Origin of the sequence: Pseudomonas sp. NPDC077451 (assembly GCF_044543345.1) — a bacterium.
GTDB lineage: Bacteria > Pseudomonadota > Gammaproteobacteria > Pseudomonadales > Pseudomonadaceae > Stutzerimonas.
Genome location: NZ_JBITVX010000006.1, coordinates 206,524 through 226,560 on the forward strand (window position 1 = coordinate 206,524; position 20,037 = coordinate 226,560).

Sequence of the window (20,037 nt, forward strand, 5' to 3'; positions counted from 1 at the left end):
GCGTTCTACAACCTGATCTGCCGTCCGCTCAGCTGAAGGCACAAATCCGTCAAACCGACCCATGGGTCACCTTCGGCCTGCCCTTTGATTTGCTCATCGATGCGCTGCGCATCCATCAGGAGCCGCTGCCAACCCGCTGCATCGTGTCGCTGCAAGGCTTTGCTGACCAGCGGCTTGCGCTTGTCCCATACTGGCGGGCGGGCCTGGCTGAATGCCCGGTCAAGCGGTACGCCTTGACTGTACTGCTGGGCGATGTTGGCCAACTGGCGGACTTCCCGCGCGACGGCCCAGAGAATGACCGGCGCTTCGACCCCCTCGCCACGCAGGCCTGCAAGCATCTGCAGGATGTGTTCGGGCTGCCCCAGCAGCGCGGCATCAATCAGCCCGAAGACGTCGTAGCGTGCGCTATCGGCAACCGCGGCCTGGACGGTTTCGGTGGTTACCTGGCCCGCTTCAGCGAGCAGTTTGAGTTTTTCGATTTCCTGCGCGGCGGCCAGCAGGTTGCCTTCGACACGTGCCGCGATCAGCTCCACGGCTTCCTGGTCTGCAGCAAGACCGGCTTGCGCCAGGCGCTGGCGAATCCACTGCGGCAGCTGTTGCGCGTCCACCGGCCAGATCTGCAGGAACTGCGCCTGTTTGCCGTCGATCAGCGCCTTGGCCCATTTGGTCTTCTGAGTATTGCCGTCTAGCTTGGGCAGGCTGATTAGCAGCACGGTGTCTTCTGCGGGACGCGCAAGGTAGTCGATCAGCGCCGCGGCACCTTTGTCGCCAGGCTTGCCGTTGGGAATTCGCAGCTCCAAGAGGCGTTTTTCCGCAAACAGGGAAAGGCTGGCACCGGCTTCGATCAGTAGGCCCCAGTCGAAACCGGTCTCGACATTTAGAACCTGGCGTTCGCTGAAATCCTGTTGACGGCAAGCCGCACGTATCGCGTCGCAGGCTTCCTGGCAGAGCAAGTGCTCGTCGCCACTGACCACATAAATCGGCGCAAGAGAGCCTTGCAAGTGCTTGGCGAGCTGGGCGGGAGGTAGCTTCATCGCAAGGGCCGGGAGCCTGCGCTGGCGGGCTCCCAGGTCGTCACTGGAGCGGCAGTTCGATGGGCGACTGCAAAGGTCGCGCAGACTGTTCGCGCATCTGAGCCTCGATCGCCTCGGCTTCAGCACGCTTCTTCGCTTCTGCTGTCTGCTGCAGTTGGTCGAGCTGCGCAGGCGTGATGTTGCGTAGGCGCATGCTCAGTTGCTGCAGAAGCTCGCGGCGCATTTCCCGGCGCAGCTGGCTGGCTTCCTGATCCGAACTGATCAGGTTGCTGCTGTCATGAACATAGACCTTGGATACTTCGACTTGGTCTTCCAGAAGCACCGTGTTCTGCGGGCCACGGATCTCATAGTCGAGGGTCTGGGTCAGCTCGTATTCGGCAGTGCGTGCAGCGGTGGTGTAACTGGCGGTGCGCTGGCGGGTCTGCTCGCGTACCAGGTCCAGAGTATAGCGAGCGCCGGGATAAACCCTGACGCCGCTGTCCTTGAGCAGTTCTTCAAGTTGCTGCACGGTTTCGCCATAGCTGTTGCGCGCTTGCAGATTAATTTCATCGAGCGCGAAACTGGTATCGCCTGTCCCGCGAAGCTGAAAGCCGCAGGCGCTCAACAGCAGGGCCAGGCCGACCACCACCAGATTGCGTTTGATCATGTTGTATCCCCTTGCCAGCCTTGGCGCACGCGCCAAGGCGAATCAGTTAGCGACGATGTTAACCAGCTTGCCCGGCACCACGATGACCTTGCGAATCGTCAAGCCCTCGGTGAAACGCACTACGTTCTCGTTCGCGCGGGCAGTGGCTTCGACTTCTTCACGTGTGGCGCTGGCGGGCACTTCGATTTGTCCGCGTAGCTTGCCGTTGACTTGCACCACCAGCGTCAGGCTGTCCTGAACCAGAGCAGACTCGTCGACGGCCGGCCACTGTGCATCAATGATCGAGCCGCTGTTGCCCAGCTGTTGCCAGAGTTCGTGGCAGATGTGGGGTGTGATAGGGGCCAGCAGCAGTGCGACGGTTTCCAGGCCTTCCTGCAGCAGCGCGCGGTCCTGCTCTGTTGCAGCGGCTGCTTTCTCCAGCACGTTCATCAACGTCATCACCTGGGCGATCGCGGTGTTGAATTTGTGATGCTGCCCAACATCCTGGCTGGCCTGCTTGATCGCAAGGTGGATCGCACGGCGTACAGCCTTCTGCTCATCGCTGAGGGCGGATATATCCAGTTTCACAACGGCACCCGCGCTGACGTGGGCATGTGCCAGTCGCCAGACACGGCGCAGGAAGCGGCTCGCACCCTCGACGCCGGAATCGGACCATTCCAGGCTCATGTCCGGCGGCGAGGCAAACATCATGAACAGGCGGCAGGTATCGGCGCCATAGCTGTCGATCATGGCTTGCGGGTCGACACCGTTGTTCTTCGATTTAGACATCTTCTCAGTGCCGCCGATCTCCACCGGCAGGCCATCGCTGGCGAGCTTCGCACCAATGACCTTGGCCTTGGCGTCGCGCTCGACGATGACGTCGGCCGGGTTGAACCAGTCCTTGCCACCGTTTTCCAGGGTGCGGTAATAGGTGTCCGCGATGACCATGCCCTGCGTGAGGAGGTTCTTGAACGGCTCGTTGGAGCTGACCAGTCCCTCGTCACGCATCAGCTTGTGGAAGAAGCGCGCATAGAGCAGATGCAGGATCGCGTGCTCGATGCCGCCGATGTACTGGTCTACCGGCAGCCAATGGTTGGCTGCGGCTGGGTCGACCATGCCCTGATCATAGTGAGGTGAGGCGTAGCGGGCGAAGTACCAGGACGACTCGACAAAGGTGTCCATGGTGTCGGTTTCACGTTTGGCTGCGGCGCCGCATTTGGGGCAGCTGCAGTCGTAGAATTCCGGCATACGGGCCAACGGCGAACCGGCGCCGTCAGGGACGACGTCTTCGGGCAGTACGACCGGCAACTGGTCTTCCGGCACCGGGACATCCCCGCAGGTTTCGCAATGGATGATCGGAATCGGGCAGCCCCAGTAACGCTGGCGGCTGATGCCCCAGTCGCGCAGGCGGAACTGGGTGCGGGCTTGGCCCAGGCCTTTGCGCTGCAGCGCGGCTTCCATGGCATCAAAGGCGCCGTCGAAGTCCAGCCCGTCGAAATCGCCAGAGTTGATCAGCTCCCCATGTTCGCCATAGGCATCGTTCCAGGGCGCGGGTGTTTCGTCGCCGGCACTGGTGCGCACCACCGGCTTAATCGGCAGGTCGTATTTGGTGGCAAAGGCAAAGTCGCGCTCGTCGTGGGCCGGTACGGCCATCACCGCGCCTTCGCCGTAATTCATCAATACATAGTTAGCGACCCAGACCGGCAGCAGCTCGCCTGTCAGTGGGTGCTGCACACGCAGGGAAGTGGCTAGGCCTTTCTTTTCCTGAGTGGCGATATCGGCTTCAGCCACACCGCCACGCTTGCACTCGTCGATGAACGCCTGCAATTCGGGATTGTTCTGTGCGGCAAGGGTGGCAAGCGGATGTTCCGCGGCAACGGCCACGTAAGTTGCACCCATCAGCGTATCGGGGCGGGTGGTGAAGACCTTCATCACGCCTTCGCTGCCGATGCTGGCGACGTCGTAAGGGAAGCTGATCTCCATGCCGCGCGACTTGCCGATCCAGTTGCGCTGCATGGTCTTGACCTGCTCGGGCCAGCCGTCCAGCTCGTCCAGGCTTTCCAGCAGCTCATCCGCGTACGCGGTGATCTTGAAGTAGTACATGGGGATTTCGCGCTTCTCGATCAGCGCGCCGGAACGCCAGCCGCGGCCATCGATGACCTGCTCGTTGGCCAGCACGGTCTGGTCGACCGGGTCCCAGTTGACGGTGCCATTCTTGCGGTAGATCACGCCTTTTTCATACAGGCGGGTAAACAGCCATTGTTCCCAACGGTAGTAATCGGGTTTGCAGGTGGTGACTTCGCGCGTCCAGTCGACTGCCAGGCCCAGGCTCTTCAGCTGGGTGCGCATGTAGTCGATGTTTTCGTAGGTCCACTTGGCCGGCGCGACCTTGTTTTTCATCGCTGCGTTTTCTGCTGGCATACCGAACGCGTCCCAGCCCATGGGCTGCAGCACGTTCTTGCCCTGCATACGCTGGTAGCGTGCAATCACGTCGCCGATGGTGTAGTTGCGCACGTGCCCCATGTGCAGCTTGCCGCTGGGGTAGGGGAACATCGACAGGCAATAGAAGGTGTCCTTGCCTGGCTGTTCGCTCACTTCAAAGGATTTCTGCGCGTCCCAGTGGGATTGCGCGGCGGCTTCGATCTCGCGGGGCTGATACTGTTCGTGCATGGCTACTGGCGTTGGAAAAGAGGCTGGCTGCTCGCATCGCAACTCGGGCTGCCGCACCGCCGGCTCTAAGCCTGACGCAAACGGCGGCGCAACGGGTTGATACGAACGCATGGAAGCGCCGTAGCATACATGACCCTTTGCAACCGAGGGAAACCCGATTTGCCAGCATTGTTCGGCCCCGTTTGTCGAGTGCGAGGTGGATGTTCGAGTCTGAACTACGCTTGTACTGGGGGCGGGATGAACACGAGGTGAATCATGGGTAGAGAGCGCCAGGCGGATGAGGGAACCCTGTACGGACGCGTGCTGCAGCGGCTGACACTGGCTCTGGAAGAAGCCGAACGAACGGCGGGTGATGACACTGGGACTACTACCGAATTGGAGGTTGGTGGTTTGACGCCTGCCGAGTTCGATTTGATCCGTGCCTATCTCCAGCAGGACTCCCAATGGCTGTCCGGTTGGCACGCGGCTGCCGAGGAGCAGGCGCAGCTGGACCGCCAGGCGGCCCGGCCCGCGTTGCGTAATGTGCTGCGGCATCACTCCGGCAAGCGCTGCAAGCAGAGTCCACCCGCGCTTCAGCAGGCCATGACCTGCGCGCTCTGCGGCGCCAGCGTGCATTGGCCAGAGGGGGCCGGTCCGGTGGCCTGTTCGGCGTGTGGTTCGCAGTTGCTGCGTGCCAGGCAACGGTTGCATACCTACCCGAAGCATTGAAGGCGTCCATGCTGCCGACAAACGGGCGCCCCGGAAGGTAAAGTTGTGGCGACCGATCAACCGGAGCTGCACATGCCGATACGCTATTTCTTTAAACAATTGCTGCTACCGCCCGGCGGGCTGTTGTTGCTGTTGCTCGCGGCCTGGTGGCTGCGGCGGCGCTCGCCACGGCTGGCAGCGTTCTGTTTCGTGCTGGGATTCGGCGGGCTGTGGCTGATGAGTCTGCCGGTGACAGTCGAATGGGCAGCGCGGGCAATTGAAAGCGAAGTGGCGCTGGATCGCTCGGAGTGGAGCGACCTCGGCCGGCGTGCCCAGGCGATTGTCGTGTTGGGCGCAGGTCGTGAACAGGCCGATCCTGGCTGGGGTTCCGATCAGCCCAGCCATATTGCGCTCGAGCGGCTGCGTTACGCCTCGCGATTGGCAAAGGCATCGGGGCTGCCGATCCTGGCAAGTGGTGGGCTGCACTATGGCGAGCCGCCGAGTGAAGCGCTACTGGCTGCCGAGGCGCTGGAGCGCGATTTCAACACACCGACGCAATGGCTCGAAGAGCGCAGTCGGACCACCTGGGAGAACGCGCGCTACAGTGCGGAAGTGCTCAAGGCGGCGGGCATCGGGCGTATCGTGCTGGTGACTTCGGCATCGCACATGCCGCGGTCCCGCTGGTGTTTCGAGGAGGTGGGACTAGAGGTGATCGCTGCCCCGGTAGGATTCGTGGGTGTCCCCAACGGGCGACCCTTTGGTGGCTGGCTGCCCGAGGCGAAGGCCGTCTGGCAAACCGGCATGCTGCTCAACGAAGCGGTCGGCATGCTGGTCTATCCGTTGCTTTATGACGGCGACTCTGAATAGCGCTGCGTTGGCCGGTGGTGGCTGCGCTGTGCATCAGCCCCGCCGACGGCGCACCAGGCCCCAGCCGAGCAACAACACACAGACGACGATCAGCGGCCAGGAGCGCCATTGCAGATAGGGCGTCAATCCCTGCATGGGCGTGACTTCACCGTATAGCACCGCTTCCTTGAACGCCGGGATTTGCTCGACGATGCAACCGTGCGGGTCGATCAGCACCGTGACGCCGTTGTTGGTGGCGCGAATCATCCAGCGACCGGCTTCAAGGGCTCGCATCTGCGCCATCTGCAGATGTTGCAGCGGGCCTATCGAGTGGCCGAACCAGGCGTCGTTGCTAACGGTGAGCAAGATGTCGCTCTGCGCTGCAAGGCTGGCGGCAAACTCCGGGTAGACGACCTCGTAGCAGATGAACGGTGCGATCCGGTAGCCCTTGGCCTGTAGCAGCGATTGCTCCGACGTGCCGCGCGCGAAGTCCGACATGGGCAGGTCGAAGAAGGCGATCAGGCCACGCAGCATGTCCTGCAGCGGCACATACTCACCGAAGGGCACCAGTTTCTGTTTCAGGTAGGTACCTTGCGCGTCGCCCGCCGTGGTCAGGCCGTTGTAGTAGCGCAGCTCGCCGTCGGCATTGGGCTGGCGTACCGGAACGCCGGTTATCAAGGCTGACTGCCGGTCCTGGGCGAAGCGGCCCATCATCGTCAGGTAGCCTTCGGCATGCTCCTTGAGTATCGGCACTGCGGTTTCGGGCCAGACGATGAGATCGACAGGTTGGCTGCGGAAGGTCATGTCGCGATAGAGCAGGAGCTGCATCTCAAGCTTTTTCGGGTCCCATTTGATGCTTTGCGCGACGTTGCCCTGCATCGCGGCGACGGTGATCGGTTCGGCTTTTGCGGTTGTCCAGGTGTGGTCGCCTAAGCCCAGTGCGCCGCCCCAGAGGGCCACTACGAGCAGCGATGCTCCGGTCAGCGATGCCTTGTGACGCAGAAGCTGGGGTAGCTCGACCAGCAGTGATGCGGTCAATGCGAGCGCAAAGGTCAGCAACCAGACGCCACCGAGTGGCGCAAGCCCCGCCAATGGCCCTTCTAGTTGGCTATAACCGGCATAAAGCCAGGGGAAACCCGTCAGTACCCAGCCGCGCAGTGCGTCCAGGGCGAGCCAGAGCGCGGCGAACAGCAGAGCGTTGAGCAGGGGCGCCGTCGGTTGTCGCAGCCAACGGGCCCAGGCCCAGCCAAGCAACAGGAAGAACAGCGCCAGCCCGGCGACGAAGCCCAAGGTCAGCGCACCGGCCAAGACAGGTGGAGCCGAGCCAAAGTCGTGAATGCTGACGTAAACCCAGCTGACGCCCGAGGCGAACAGGCCGAAGCCGTAGCACCAGCCGCGGCCGGCCGCCTGTTTCGGCGTCAGCTCGCGCAGGCCCAGATAAATTACACCCATCGACACCAAGGCCAGCGGCCAGATATCGAAAGGGGCAAGCGACAGCGTTGTCAGGGCGCCGGCGGCGAGCGCCAACAGGTTGCCCAGCCAGCCGGGGCGGGTAATCCAGCGCATGGATGTTCCTTAAGTAACCGCCGCGAGCATGGAGGGTGCACGGCGGGTGAATGCTAAAAGGATCTATCTAAGCCAGTGCAACAGCGCCCGCAGAACGCTAGCGGCTTTCAGCTTCGGTACGGGTCAGGCGTAGCATATGCACGCGGCGACTGTCGGCGTTCAGCACGCGGAAGCGGAAGCCATTTATCTCAGTCACCTCGTTACGCTTGGGCAGGTGACCGAAGGTGCTCATCACCAGGCCAGCGACAGTATCGAATTCCTCATCCGGAAATTCGCTCTGGAAGAACTCGTTGAAGCTATCGATCGGTGTCAGCGCCTTGACCAGAAAGTCGCCGCTAGGCAGTGGCCGGATGTAGCTGTCTTCTTCGATGTCGTGCTCGTCCTCGATATCACCAACAATCTGTTCGAGTACGTCTTCGATGGTCACCAGTCCGGCGACACCGCCGTATTCGTCGATGACGATCGCCATATGACTGTGATTGGCGCGGAACTCGCGCAGCAGCACGTTGAGGCGTTTGGATTCGGGCACGAAGGTGGCGGGGCGCAGCAGGTCCTTGATATCGAAATTCTGCTGATCGTTTTGCAGGATCAGCGGTAGCAAGTCCTTGGCCAGCAGCACGCCGATAACTTCGTCGAGGCTGTCGCCCACTACCGGATAGCGCGAGTGCGCTGCGGAAATGATCGCGGGGAGAAACTCCTTCGGCGACTGGTCGGCCCTGATGCTCATTACCTGCGAGCGCGGCACCATGATGTCGCGCACCTGCAGATCGGCGACCTGGATGGCGCCTTCGACAATCGCCAGGGCTTCGTTGTCGAGTAGTTTGTTCTGGTGAGCGCCGCGCAATACTTCCAGCAGCTCCTCACGATTCTTCGGCTCATGGGCAAAAGCCTGGCTGATTTTCCCAAACCAGGACTTCTGCCCGTTGCTCGATCGGTCTTCGCTCATATCTTTGACTCAGTGGTCCTTGCAGTTGCCCGTAGCGGGCTATTCGTCGGCGTAAGGGTCGGCGTGACCCAGTTCCGCCAACAGTTGACGCTCGATGCTCTCCATTTCCTCGGCTTCGTCGTCATCGATATGATCGTAGCCGAGCAGGTGTAGACAGCCATGGATGACCAGATGCGCCCAGTGCGCCTGCAGTGTCTTGCCTTGTTCTACCGCCTCCCGCTCAAGCACCGGTACGCAGATCACCAGATCGCCCAGCAGCGGAATATCCAGCATCGGAACGCCGCCCGGTCCGTCGGGCACTTCGGCCGGAAAGGAAAGCACATTGGTGGCGTAATCCTTCTGTCGCCATGTCCGGTTCAGCTCGCGGCCTTCAGGTTCGTCCACCATGCGGATGGTCAGCTCGGAGTCGGCCGTGCGCTGGCGCAGCCCCAACTCACACCAGCGACGCAGGTCCGCCTCGGACGGGATGGCTCCCTGGCTTTCGCATTGCAGGTCGAGCTCAATCACGTCCATGTTCCTGAAGCGTACGATTACCGTTTTGTGCCTGATCGCCCTCGAATGCCTCGTAGGCCTCGACAATTCGCTGTACTAGCGGATGGCGTACCACGTCCTTGGGTTTGAAGTGCGTGAAGCTGATGCCATTGACGTCCTTCAGGACTTCGATCACGTGGGCCAGACCGCTCTTGGTGCCACGAGGCAGGTCCACCTGCGTAATGTCGCCGGTGATCACCGCTGTCGAGCCGAAGCCGATGCGGGTCAGAAACATCTTCATCTGCTCGAGGGTGGTGTTCTGACTCTCATCGAGGATGATGAAACTGTTGTTCAGCGTGCGTCCACGCATGTAAGCCAGCGGCGCGATCTCGATGACCTGTTTCTCGATCAGCCTAGCGACCTGCTCGAAACCGAGCATCTCGTAGAGCGCGTCATACAAGGGGCGCAAGTAAGGGTCGATCTTCTGGGCCAGATCGCCGGGCAGGAAGCCAAGCTTTTCACCGGCCTCGACTGCCGGACGTACCAGCAGGATGCGGCGAATCTGCTCGCGCTCCAGTGCATCGACAGCGCAGGCGACCGCCAGATAGGTCTTGCCCGTGCCGGCTGGGCCGATACCGAAGTTGATGTCGTTGTCGAGGATCGACTGCACGTAGCGCTGCTGATTGACGCCGCGTGGACGGATATTGCCTTTGCGGGTGCGCAACGAAATGTTCGGCGTCGTAGACGAGTTGTTCAACTCTTCCATTGCCGATTCCTGCAGGAACAAATGAACCGTGTCTGGCGAGAGCTCAATGCTCTTGGTCTCGCGATACAGGCGTCGCAGGAGATGCTCTGCAGCTTGGGCCACATCACTCGGGCCGACCAACTCGAATTGGTTGCCACGGTTGCGGATTTCCAGATCCAGGCGTTGTTCGATGAGGCGCAGATGCTCGTCGAACTGACCGCAGAGATTGGCAAAGCGATTGGCTTCAAAGGGTTCGAGGGTAAAACGATGAGGTTCTGTGGGGGCGTTCAAGGGCTTTTAGTTGACCTGCTTTGCAAAAAGATGGGAGGAGAATAGCGCTGCGTGAAGAAAAAAGCAGTGGCGAGCCGTTGCGTTACTGCGGCTGCAGCTCATTCGGCGATCGGCCGCAGTAACGCGGTGCTCAGCTAACGACCTGCTCCAGCAGTGTGCCGCGCAACGAGTGCGGCAGCGCTTCGTCGATGTGCACGTCGACAAACTGTCCGATTAACCGCGGATTGTCGCAACGGAAATTGACGATCCGGTTGTGCTCGGTACGACCCTGTAGCATGCCTGGGTCTTTCTTAGAGTAGTCCGTGACGAGAATGCGCTGCTGCGTGCCCGCCATCCGTCGGCTGTTCTCGAAGCCCTGCTGGTTGATCCGCTGTTGCAGAATCGCCAGGCGCTGCTTCTTCACGTCATCTGGGGTTTCGTCCACCAGATCCGCTGCTGGCGTGCCCGGCCGCGAGCTGTAGACAAAGGAGTAGGAGAAGTCGAAACCAACGTCCTCGATCAGCTTCATGGTCTGCTCGAAGTCCTTCTCGGTTTCGCCTGGGAAGCCAACGATGAAGTCAGAGCTGATCAGGATGTCCGGTACGGCGGCCTTGAGCTTGCGGATGCGTGACTTGTATTCGAGCGCGGTGTGGTTGCGCTTCATCCCGGCCAGCACCCGATCCGAACCCGACTGAACCGGCAGATGCAGATACTTCACCAGCTCTGGTACTTCGGCGTGAGCCTGGATCAGCGCATCGGAGAATTCCAGTGGGTGGCTGGTGGTGTAGCGGATGCGGTCGATGCCATCGACTGCCGCGACCACGCGGATCAGTTCGGCCAGATCGGCAGTGCGGCCGTCATGGGTAGCGCCGCGGTAGCCGTTGACATTCTGTCCGAGCAATGTGACCTCCCGAACGCCGTTTTCGGCCAGGTGAATGACTTCGGCAAGCACATCGTCGAACGGACGGCTGACTTCCTCGCCACGGGTGTAAGGCACCACGCAGAACGTGCAGTATTTGCTGCAGCCTTCCATGACCGAGACGAACGCGGTCGGGCCGTCGACGCGCGGCTCGGGCAAGCGGTCAAATTTTTCGATCTCGGGAAACGAAATGTCGACCTGCGGTTTCTTCGTCGTGCGCGCTGCATCGATCATTTCGGGTAGGCGGTGCAGCGTCTGCGGACCGAAGACCACATCGACATAGGGCGCCCGGTCACGGATCGCCGCGCCTTCCTGGCTGGCAACGCAGCCGCCGACACCGATCACCAGCTGCGGGTTTTCAAGCTTGAGCTCCCGCCAGCGGCCCAGTTGCGAGAACACCTTCTCCTGGGCCTTTTCACGAATCGAGCAGGTGTTGAGCAGGATCACATCGGCTTCCGCCGGGTTTGAAGTGATCTCGAGAAGTTGCTGCTCACCCAGCAGGTCAACCATGCGCGAGCTGTCGTACTCGTTCATCTGGCAACCGTGGGTTTCGATATAGAGCTTGCGGGTCATGTTACGGGCCGGCGTTGTGCAAAAAATGACCGGCGATTATACGACCAGGGCGTGGGCGATAAAAGCGCAAGCGCAAAGGCCCGCCTCAAGCCATGAGTCGCAAGGGAAAACAGGCGGGTTTGGTGACATTGAGGCCAGTCGGAACTCGCATTCGCTAGCAGCTTGCTATTCGCCTGCCGTCTGCAGGTCCATCAGATAGTCGCGAAAGATCTGCCCGAGGACCTGAGTCGCGATTTCGTGCTCCTCACGCCCCATCTGCGCCGAGACACGATCGGCAGTATCCAGCGCCTCTTCTTCGCCATTGACCGCCGACATCTTCAACACAACGTAAGCCTGGACGTTGTTGGCGGGCACCCCTTCGCCGCGAAAGAACATCACGCCGAGCCGATGCTGGGCCAATGCGTGTCCCTTCAGTGAGGCCTGCTCGAACCAGTGAAGCGCTTTGGCCAGGTCACGTGGAACGCGCCGGCCGTTGTAGTAATAGTCACCGAGCTCATAGGCCGCCTGCAGGTCACCGCCATTGGCGGCCTGTTCGCAGGCGCGTAGCGCTTCGTTCATCGCTTCCGGGACGGTGTTGAGCGCGCAGCGGGAAGTGGCAGGGATCAGCAGCGAGTTGCCGCCCGCGATGCCCAGCAGGGGAGTGAGTAGCAGCAGGCAGCCAAGCGTGAGGCTGCGACCGGTGCAAGTCATGAATCAAGGCGCCTCGAAGATCAGGGCGGTGACTGAAAGGTTCGGCGTGAAACGAGCCGACTGTCACATTATGGATAAGCGGTGGCCTGCTTACAAAGGCTTTAACGGCAGGCTTGCGGCTTTTTATGTCGGCGCAGGGCTTTCTTCTCGCATATTCCCGGGTAGATGGAGCAATAGCCAGGCGATGATCGGAATAGCCAGTGCCAGCCACAGCTGCTGATAGGCCAGCAGCGGGTTGGAGCTGACCAGCAGCCCACCCCATGGGAGCAGAGCCATGAGCAAAACGCCGCCAGCCAACCCCGCCGCGGCCTGCAGGCGTGCAGGCCATTGCAGCAAGCCTGCATAAACCACCAGCAGAGCGCTCAACAAACCCAGCGAAAGCGCATACGGCGCGCTCCAGCCCAGCTGCCTTGCCAGTTCAAAAAACGCGCATAACCCAATCACTACACGGCCCCAGGTGGGACGGCTCCATATCCATTTGCGCGACAGAGTCAACGCGACCACACCGACGAGCGGCAAGCCAAGCAGCAAGGTTGCCTGCAGCAGCCAGCGTTCCGCTTCGAGCGTATCAGCACCTAGTGCTAGGCGTGCCGCCGCGCATGCACCTGTCCCGGCCGCCAGACTGAACGCAAGCAGTGCCGAGAACAGAGCCGGTTGATCCGGCTCACCGTAGCCGCGGCGGGCGCTGCCGATCCAGATAGCGCTCGCCAACCCCGTCAGGGTCAGCAGCACGGCTTGTAGTAGCTCGGGGATCAGGTTCATTTCAGCTGAGCGAAAGCGTGCTCGGCGGCATCGAAGGTGATCTGCAGCTCCTTGTCGCCATGAGCGACGGAGGTGAAGCCGGCTTCGAACGCGCTGGGCGCCAGATATACGCCGCCCTCAAGCATCAAGTGGAAGAAGCGTTTGAAGCGCTCGGCGTCGCTGGACATTACGTCTTCGAACGTGACGATGTTGTCCGCTTCGCTGAAATACAGACCGAACATGCCGCCCACCTGGGTGGTGACGAACGGGATGCCGGCTGCTTCAGCCCGCTCTTTCAGGCCCTGCAGCATGCGCGTGGTGTAAGCGGTGAGCTCTTCATGAAAACCGGGGCGGCTGATCAGCTTCAGCGTCGTCAAGCCGGCCGCCATCGCCAACGGGTTGCCTGACAAAGTACCGGCCTGATAAACCGGGCCCAACGGGGCGATGCGCTCCATGATGGCGCGCTTGCCGCCAAAACAGCCGACCGGCATGCCGCCGCCAATGATCTTGCCGAAGGTGGTCAGGTCCGGGGTGACGCCGTAATGAGCCTGAGCGCCGCCGAGGGCGACGCGGAAGCCGGTCATCACTTCATCGAAGATAAGCACCACGCCGTGCTTGTCGCACTGCTCGCGCAGCCCCTGTAGATAACCGGGCGCTGGCGGTACGCAGTTCATGTTGCCTGCGACCGGCTCGACGATGATGCAGGCCACTTCGCTGCCCACTTCCGCGAGCATCTGCTCGACAGCGGCCAGGTCGTTGAAGGGCAGCGTCAGGGTGTGCTTGGCAAATGCTGCCGGTACGCCCGCAGAACTGGGAACCCCTTGGGTCAGGGCACCTGAGCCTGCCTTCACCAGCAGGCTGTCGGAGTGGCCGTGGTAGCAGCCTTCGAACTTGATGATGCTGTCGCGTCCGGTGTAGCCACGGGCTAGACGGATCGCACTCATGGTCGCCTCGGTGCCGGAGCTGACCATGCGCATCATTTCCATGGATGGCACAAGACTGCAGACCAGCTCGGCCATTTCGGTTTCCATGGCGGTCGGTGCACCGTAGGACAATCCGTGTTGCAGCTGATTGCGGACCGCGTCGAGTACGTCAGGATGGCCGTGCCCCAGAATCATCGGGCCCCAGGAACCGACGTAATCCACGTAGCGCTTGTCGTCTTCGTCGGTGACATAGGCGCCTTCGGCGTGCTTGAAGAACAACGGCGTGCCGCCAACGCTGCGGAAGGCGCGTACCGGTGAGTTCACGCCGCCTGGAATTCGATTCTGAGCACTTGCGAAGAGGGTTTCGGAACGGGACATAGTGACCTCTCTCGATACAGGAATAGGTTTGAGGAGCACGGCGACTGGAGCCGTGCCGTGTTCAATTAATAGCGAAGAGTTCGCTGAAGGCCTGCGCGCGGCGTTCGACCTCGTTCGCTGACTCGGCAGCGAACAAGGCGTGGACGACGGCGATCAGACTGGCGCCCTTGGCGATCAGGCCTGGCGCATTATCCAGCGTCACGCCGCCAATCGCGGTGATCGGCAGGCTGAACCGCTGCCGAGCCTCTGCCAGCAGTTCAGGCGTTGCCGAGGGCGCGCCGGGCTTGGTGTTGGAGTCGAAGAACCGGCCGAACGCGATATAGCTGGCGCCCTCACGGATGGCCTGCTCAGCCAGATCCAGGCGCGCATGACAGGTCGCTCCGATGATGGCCTTGCGGCCGAGCAGGGCACGAGCCGCTGAGAGCGATCCGTCTTCCTGGCCGAGATGCAGGCCGACGCCCAGGCGGGCGGCAAGCTCGGCATCATCGTTGATGATCAACTGGGCGCCGTGACGATCGCAAAGTTCGCGCAAGGCCTCGGCCTCGCGCAGACGCCGTCTGTCATCCTCGGACTTATCGCGGTATTGCAGCAGCCGAGCACCGCCTTTGAGCGCCGCCTCGGCATAGGGCAGCAGCCGCCCGTCGGCCAAGAGCTTGCTGTCGGTGATCGCGTAGAGCCCGCGCAGTTTGGTGTCTTTCATGGCAGCGCTCCGGTCAGGCCAGATCCAGCGGCAGGCGTCGTGGAATATATTGGCCACGGCCTGGTGCTTCGGCGTCACGCAGGGTGCGCCAGGTGTAATCGAGGGCGGATTTCACCGCGCTGGCCAGGTCCTCGCCCAGCGCCAGCCTCCCAGACAACGCACTGGCCAGGGTGCAGCCGGACCCGTGATAGCTGCCGGGCAGGCGCTGACAGCTGAAATCGTAGCGGCTGCCATCACGTGAGTAGAGTCGGTTGTGGACTTCGGTCTCGTCGCCATGGCCGCCGGTGATCAGCAGGTGACGGATGAAGGGCAACAGCTTTTCCGCACATTCATCGGCGCTGCCTTCCGGAAGCTCGGCAAGAATCCGTGCTTCAGGCAGGTTCGGGGTGGCAATAGTAGACACCGGGAACAGCCGTTCGCGCATGGCGTAGCCGACTTCGTCCTTGCCCAGCGCGCCGCCGCCGCCGGCGCGCAGCACCGGATCACAAACCAGTGGGATGCCAGGCAGCTTCTGCATGATTTCCAATACGGTCTCGACCATCTCAACCGAGCCGAGCATGCCCAGTTTGACCGCGGCCACTGGCAAGTCGGCTATGACGGCGTCAGCCTGAGCCAGCACCCATTCGCGATCGAGCACGCGAAAGTCGGTGACGTTGACGGTGTCCTGAACGGTCAGTGCAGTGACCGCCGGGGCGGCGTGACAGCCCTGGGCGATAAGCGCTTCGATGTCGGCTTGTAGCCCAGCACCGCCACTCGGGTCGTGGCCGGAAAGGCAAAGAACGACAGGGCGGGAGCAATGGCCGGACATCGATGGGTTCCCCGAGTCATGGTGTGGTGGGTCCGGCCGAGGCTAGGCGCTGCCGGATTTTCATGGCGTGCGAGCTTATCACCAATCCTCCCGGGCAGCTCGCGCCGGCACGGGCTCGCGGTTGCTGCCGCGTACGTCCGTCCGGTGGGCGCATGGCGTCGATTCTGTGGCGCCAGAACCATGTTAAAGTGCCAGCACTTAGCTTTGGCTGTGTGTATTCGGGAGAACGGGGGTTCTTCTGGCGCAGCTCGACGGATTGCCTCCCCATGCACCATATTCTTCTTTTACTGCTCGCCCTGCTGCCAGCGATGTCGGGTGCCGTCGAGCTCAACAGCAATACCCAGCGTCTTCCCCTCGGTCAGGTCATGGCGGTGCTGGAGGACCCCAGCCGCGAAGCCACCATCGCTGAGGTGGTCGAGCTCGATGGCGCGGGGCGCTTCGTCGAGAGCGATGAAGATGTGCTCAATGCCGGTTACTCACGCTCGGCGTTCTGGCTGCGTATCGATCTGAACTACCGTGCCGAGGCGCCAGCTGAACACAGCCGCTGGTGGCTGGAGCTGGCGTATCCGCCGCTCGACCATCTCGACCTCTATCTGCCTGATGGTCGCGGTGGTTATCGCCTTGCGCAACAGAGCGGCGACGCGTTGCCGTTCCATGAGCGCCAGATCAGGCAACGCAATCATCTGTTCGACCTGCAGCTAGCGCCTAACCAGCCACAGCGAATCTACCTGCGGTTGGAGAGTCAGGGTTCGATTCAGATCCCGCTCACCCTATGGTCGCCAGTGGCCTACCTGGAAGAACAATCCGGGCACATCTATGTGCTGGCGATCATCTACGGCGTGTTGCTGGTGATGCTGTTCTACAACCTGTTCATCTACCTCAGCGTCCGTGATCGCAGCTACCTCTATTACATCCTCTACATCGCCTCGTTCGGCCTATATCAGGTATCGGTGAACGGCCTTGGCGTTCAGTATCTCTGGCCGAACTGGCCGTGGTGGGCCAATGCATCGACGCCATTTCTCATTGGTGCGGCGGGTCTGTTCGGCTGTCAGTTCGCGCGCAGCTTTTTGCATACCAGCGAGCACAGCCCCTGGATCGACCGTACCCTGATGCTGCTGATGGGGCTGGGGGCGGTGACGATGATCGTATCGCTGACCTCCAGTTACGCGCTGGCGCTGCGGATGGCGACCTTCCTTGCACTCTGGTTCATTCTGATTATTTTTGTCGCCGCCATTGTGGCCTGGCATCGAGGGATGCGTGTTGCGCGTTATTTCTTGATCGCCTGGTCGGCCTTTCTCATCGGGGGACAGATCAACACGCTGATGGTGCTGGGGTACCTGCCGCACACGTTCATCACCATGTATGCCGGCCAGATCGGCTCGGCGCTCGAGGTGGCGCTGTTGTCGTTGGCCTTGGCCGACCGGATCAACATGATGAAGGAAGAGCGCGCCCAAGTGCTCATGGAGACCGGGCGTAAACTCGAAGCCATGAACCGCGAACTGGCCGAGAGCAACCGTCTCAAGGATCAGTTCCTGGCCAACGTCACCCACGAATTACGAACTCCGATGCACGGCGTGATCGGCAGCCTCGACCTCATGCGCACCCTAGAGCTGAGCGGCGAGCTTGAGCAATACCAGCGCATCGCAACCAGATCGGCGCGGGACATGATGCAGCTGGTCAATGACATCCTCGCCTTGACCGAACTGCAGGCGGGCAAGTTGCGGGTGAGCAACGCGCCGTTCAGCTTGCGGATGTTGGTCGATGAGCTTTATGCGGAATACGGCGCGCGGGCCGCAACGCGCGGGTTGAGCTTCGATCTCGAGCTCGATGGCCAGCTGCCGGAAATACTGGTTGGTGACCCCGGCAAATTGAAACAGAGCCTTGGCTACCTGCTCGACAACGCCATCAAGTTCACCCTGCGCGGCGGCATCACACTTTCGGTCAAAGGATACGAGTCAGCGCCTGGTTACTCGCTCGATGTGACGGTGATCGATACGGGCGTGGGGTTCGATGCGCCGGTCGATGACTCGCTGTTTCAATACTTCCGCCAGCTCGATGGCAGCATGACCCGCCAGTACGGTGGGCTAGGAATCGGCCTGTCTCTGTGCAAGCAGCTGGTTGAGTTGCAGGGCGGAACGGTGTCCTGCCAATCCGAGCCGGGTCGCGGCAGCCGCTTCCAGGTATTACTACCGGTAGAGCTGACCTGAACGTGCAACGCTGAGCGCCCGCGCCTAAGGCTGCGGCCTGTTTCGCCATTGCAACGCGCAGACTTTGGCCGAAACCTCACTTTTGCCCGGCGTACCTGCGTGCTTCACTTCTTTGGTGGGTGCCCACCAGCCGGTGCCCGCTCGGCCCGGCGATTCATCGCAGTGACAGCGGTAACTATTCCTAATCCCTAGTTGCATGCCGTCGGGCCCCTTGCCGCATCTGCCGAGGAGACCCGATATGAGCCTGCTGCAATACGCCGAAACCCACGAGGTGCTGAATCAGGTCCCGCCATTGGACGGTGCCAACCTGTACCGTCTCGACCTGCCGCTGCAGGACTGGGTGCGGCGATACCGGGGCGGCTGGGCCGAGTCGCGGCTGGATGCTTACGGCGCGTTGGCCGGTGGGCCCCTGATGGCTGCCGGGTTTCTGGCCAACGAGAACAAGCCGGTATTCAAGAGCCATGACCGCTACGGACACCGCATCGATCTGGTGGAGTTTCATCCGGCTTATCACCAGCTGATGAGTGCCGCAATTGCTCATGGCATCCCGTCACTGCCCTGGACCGATCCACAATCCGGCGCCCAGGTGGCGCGTGCCGGTTTGATGTATTTGCACAATCAGGCCGAGGCCGGCAGCAGCTGCCCGTTGACCATGACCTACGCCAGCGTTCCCGCCCTGCGACAGCAGCCTGGGATTGCCGACGTCTGGCTGCCAAAGATCCTCAGCCGGGAATACGACCCACGCAACCTGCCGATGGAGCAGAAAAGCGGCGTCACCATCGGCATGGCCATGACCGAAAAACAGGGCGGCACCGATGTGCGGGCCAACACCACTCGTGCACATGCCGTAGGGGCGCGCGGTCCAGGCCAGCAGTACGAGCTGGTCGGGCACAAGTGGTTCTGTTCGGCGCCTATGTGTGATGCCTTCCTGACCCTGGCGCAGACCGAACAAGGCTTGTCGTGCTTCCTTCTGCCGCGGCATAGGCCCGATGGCAGCCGTAACCAGTTCTATGTCCAGCGGCTGAAAAACAAACTGGGCAACTGGTCGAATGCATCCAGCGAGGTCGAATACCGCGGCGCGCTGGCCTGGATGATCGGTGAGGAGGGGCGCGGTGTGCCCACCATCATCGAGATGGTCTCCTCGACCCGTTTTGATTGCATGATCGGCTCCAGCTCATTGATGCGCCAAGCGCTGACCCAGGCCATGCACCATTGCACGCATCGGCAGGTGGGCGGTCGTGCCTTGATTGAACAACCGCTGATGCAGAACGTGCTGGCCGACCTGGCGCTGGAGAGCGAGGCTGCACTGGCGCTGACCATGCGCATGGGGCGCGCGCTGGACAATCCGTTCGACGAGCAGGAGGAGAAGTTCGCCCGGCTGGTCACGGCGATCGGCAAATACTGGATCTGCAAACGCGCCCCGGAAATGGTCGCCGAAGCCAGCGAATGCCTCGGCGGCGCCGGCTACGTTGAGGAGACGATCATGCCGCGCCTCTATCGCGAAGCGCCGGTGAACTCCATCTGGGAAGGCTCAGGCAATGTGCAGTGCCTGGATGTCCTGCGTGCGCTGTCCAAGGAGCCTGGTGTGCTGGAAGTACTGTTCGCCGAGCTGGGCGACGGTCATGGCGATGTGTGTCTGCAACATCACATCAAAGGGCTGCAAACGGCATTCGCCGATAAAGGCGACATCCAGTACCGCGCGCGTCAGCTCACCGAAGACGTAGCCGTCGCGCTGCAGGCCAAGCTGCTGCTTGAAGCGGGTAACGATAAAGTCTCGGACGCGTTCATCGCCAGCCGCCTGGCGGGCAACGGCCGGGCCTTCGGCACGCTGCCGCGCGGCCTCGACATCAGTGCGCTGCTGGCGCGCAGTGCGCCGTTCATCGAGTAGGCAGCAACGGCGCGAGACGAGACGGGCGAATCAATAATGGCGGCCGAGCAAACTGTTGCGGCTATCCGTCGGACCTTGTGCTTGAGATTGTTCTGCGTTGCTGTCACTTATGAGCTTCCGGCCGTCCAAGCGGCCGTTGGTGGGCTCATGGCTGAGGAGCGAAAAGGGGTAACGCAAACCGCATTGGCGCTGCCATTGACTATGGATTGCACCTCGCCGCGACCCTCGGCTGCTCTTGTGCCCAGCATGCCCTACGCTGCGTGTCCGCACTCCAGCAGTTGCATGCGGCAAATGCCGTGCGCCTTATATATGGCGAATTCAGCGTGGGCAGGCGATGCATAGCATCAAAC

The 20,037-nt window shown here is 61.6% G+C and carries 17 protein-coding genes; 4 read left to right on the forward strand and 13 right to left on the reverse strand.

The features are described 5' to 3' along the window. Positions 1-5 precede the first annotated feature (5 nt). The 3 genes from holA to leuS are packed head-to-tail and all read right to left on the reverse strand — an operon-like array spanning position 6 to position 4,329. On the reverse strand, positions 6-1,034 hold the full coding sequence (gene holA, locus ACIGHL_RS12290) for a DNA polymerase III subunit delta (RefSeq protein ID WP_128120707.1): 1,029 nt from the start codon (positions 1,032-1,034) through the stop codon (positions 6-8). A 40-nt stretch (positions 1,035-1,074) separates the two neighbouring features. Next, positions 1,075-1,680 (reverse strand): LPS-assembly lipoprotein LptE, encoded by a 606-nt coding sequence (locus tag ACIGHL_RS12295; RefSeq protein WP_128120708.1) that lies wholly within the window; start codon positions 1,678-1,680, stop codon positions 1,075-1,077. 42 nt (positions 1,681-1,722) lie between these two features. Further along, positions 1,723-4,329, reverse strand: a complete 2,607-nt coding sequence (leuS, locus tag ACIGHL_RS12300) for a leucine--tRNA ligase (protein ID WP_128120709.1) — start codon at positions 4,327-4,329, stop codon at positions 1,723-1,725. A gap of 255 nt (positions 4,330-4,584) precedes the next feature. Between leuS and ACIGHL_RS12305 the strand changes: the two genes are divergently transcribed. Both ACIGHL_RS12305 and ACIGHL_RS12310 read left to right on the forward strand, forming a co-directional pair. Next, a complete protein-coding gene (locus ACIGHL_RS12305; protein WP_181690011.1) occupies positions 4,585-5,037 on the forward strand; it encodes a hypothetical protein in 453 nt (150 codons plus the stop codon). Between the two features lie 72 nt (positions 5,038-5,109). Next, positions 5,110-5,883 (forward strand): YdcF family protein, encoded by a 774-nt coding sequence (locus ACIGHL_RS12310; protein ID WP_128120710.1) that lies wholly within the window; start codon positions 5,110-5,112, stop codon positions 5,881-5,883. Between the two features lie 33 nt (positions 5,884-5,916). On the opposite strand, the gene lnt is transcribed toward ACIGHL_RS12310, so the two are convergent. The 10 genes from lnt to ACIGHL_RS12360 all read right to left on the reverse strand — a co-directional run bounded on the left by lnt (position 5,917) and on the right by ACIGHL_RS12360 (position 15,592). Next, positions 5,917-7,428, reverse strand: coding sequence for an apolipoprotein N-acyltransferase (gene lnt / locus ACIGHL_RS12315; protein WP_128120711.1), 1,512 nt, complete (start codon positions 7,426-7,428; stop codon positions 5,917-5,919). Between the two features lie 97 nt (positions 7,429-7,525). Then, positions 7,526-8,374, reverse strand: a complete 849-nt coding sequence (locus ACIGHL_RS12320; protein WP_045424070.1) for a CorC family transporter — start codon at positions 8,372-8,374, stop codon at positions 7,526-7,528. Positions 8,375-8,413: 39 nt separating this feature from the next. Then, positions 8,414-8,887, reverse strand: coding sequence for an rRNA maturation RNase YbeY (gene ybeY / locus ACIGHL_RS12325; RefSeq protein WP_181690012.1), 474 nt, complete (start codon positions 8,885-8,887; stop codon positions 8,414-8,416). Further along, on the reverse strand, positions 8,874-9,881 hold the full coding sequence (locus tag ACIGHL_RS12330; RefSeq protein ID WP_128120713.1) for a PhoH family protein: 1,008 nt from the start codon (positions 9,879-9,881) through the stop codon (positions 8,874-8,876). The genes ybeY and ACIGHL_RS12330 overlap by 14 nt, the downstream gene beginning before the upstream one ends. 130 nt (positions 9,882-10,011) lie before the next feature. Further along, complete coding sequence (gene miaB, locus ACIGHL_RS12335; protein ID WP_128120714.1) at positions 10,012-11,352, reverse strand: tRNA (N6-isopentenyl adenosine(37)-C2)-methylthiotransferase MiaB; 1,341 nt, start codon at positions 11,350-11,352, stop codon at positions 10,012-10,014. Between the two features lie 165 nt (positions 11,353-11,517). Continuing rightward, the gene (locus tag ACIGHL_RS12340; protein WP_128120715.1) at positions 11,518-12,042 is read right to left on the reverse strand and encodes a tetratricopeptide repeat protein; all 525 of its coding nucleotides are present in this window, start codon (positions 12,040-12,042) and stop codon (positions 11,518-11,520) included. Positions 12,043-12,165: 123 nt separating this feature from the next. Beyond that, a complete protein-coding gene (locus ACIGHL_RS12345) occupies positions 12,166-12,804 on the reverse strand; it encodes a hypothetical protein (protein WP_128120716.1) in 639 nt (212 codons plus the stop codon). After that, positions 12,801-14,084, reverse strand: coding sequence for a glutamate-1-semialdehyde 2,1-aminomutase (gene hemL / locus ACIGHL_RS12350; protein ID WP_128120717.1), 1,284 nt, complete (start codon positions 14,082-14,084; stop codon positions 12,801-12,803). The genes ACIGHL_RS12345 and hemL overlap by 4 nt, the downstream gene beginning before the upstream one ends. A gap of 61 nt (positions 14,085-14,145) precedes the next feature. Further along, complete coding sequence (gene thiE, locus ACIGHL_RS12355; protein ID WP_128120718.1) at positions 14,146-14,784, reverse strand: thiamine phosphate synthase; 639 nt, start codon at positions 14,782-14,784, stop codon at positions 14,146-14,148. A 13-nt stretch (positions 14,785-14,797) separates the two neighbouring features. Further along, positions 14,798-15,592: a hydroxymethylpyrimidine/phosphomethylpyrimidine kinase gene (locus tag ACIGHL_RS12360; RefSeq protein WP_045424087.1), complete on the reverse strand. Its 795-nt coding sequence runs from the start codon at positions 15,590-15,592 to the stop codon at positions 14,798-14,800. 266 nt (positions 15,593-15,858) lie between these two features. On the opposite strand from ACIGHL_RS12360, the gene ACIGHL_RS12365 reads away from it, so the two are divergent. Both ACIGHL_RS12365 and ACIGHL_RS12370 read left to right on the forward strand, forming a co-directional pair. Next, the gene (locus tag ACIGHL_RS12365) at positions 15,859-17,799 is read left to right on the forward strand and encodes a sensor histidine kinase (RefSeq protein WP_128120719.1); all 1,941 of its coding nucleotides are present in this window, start codon (positions 15,859-15,861) and stop codon (positions 17,797-17,799) included. A 238-nt stretch (positions 17,800-18,037) separates the two neighbouring features. Next, entirely contained in the window at positions 18,038-19,687 is a 1,650-nt protein-coding gene (locus ACIGHL_RS12370; protein ID WP_128120720.1) for an acyl-CoA dehydrogenase family protein, read from the forward strand. The last annotated feature ends 350 nt before the right edge of the window (positions 19,688-20,037 follow it).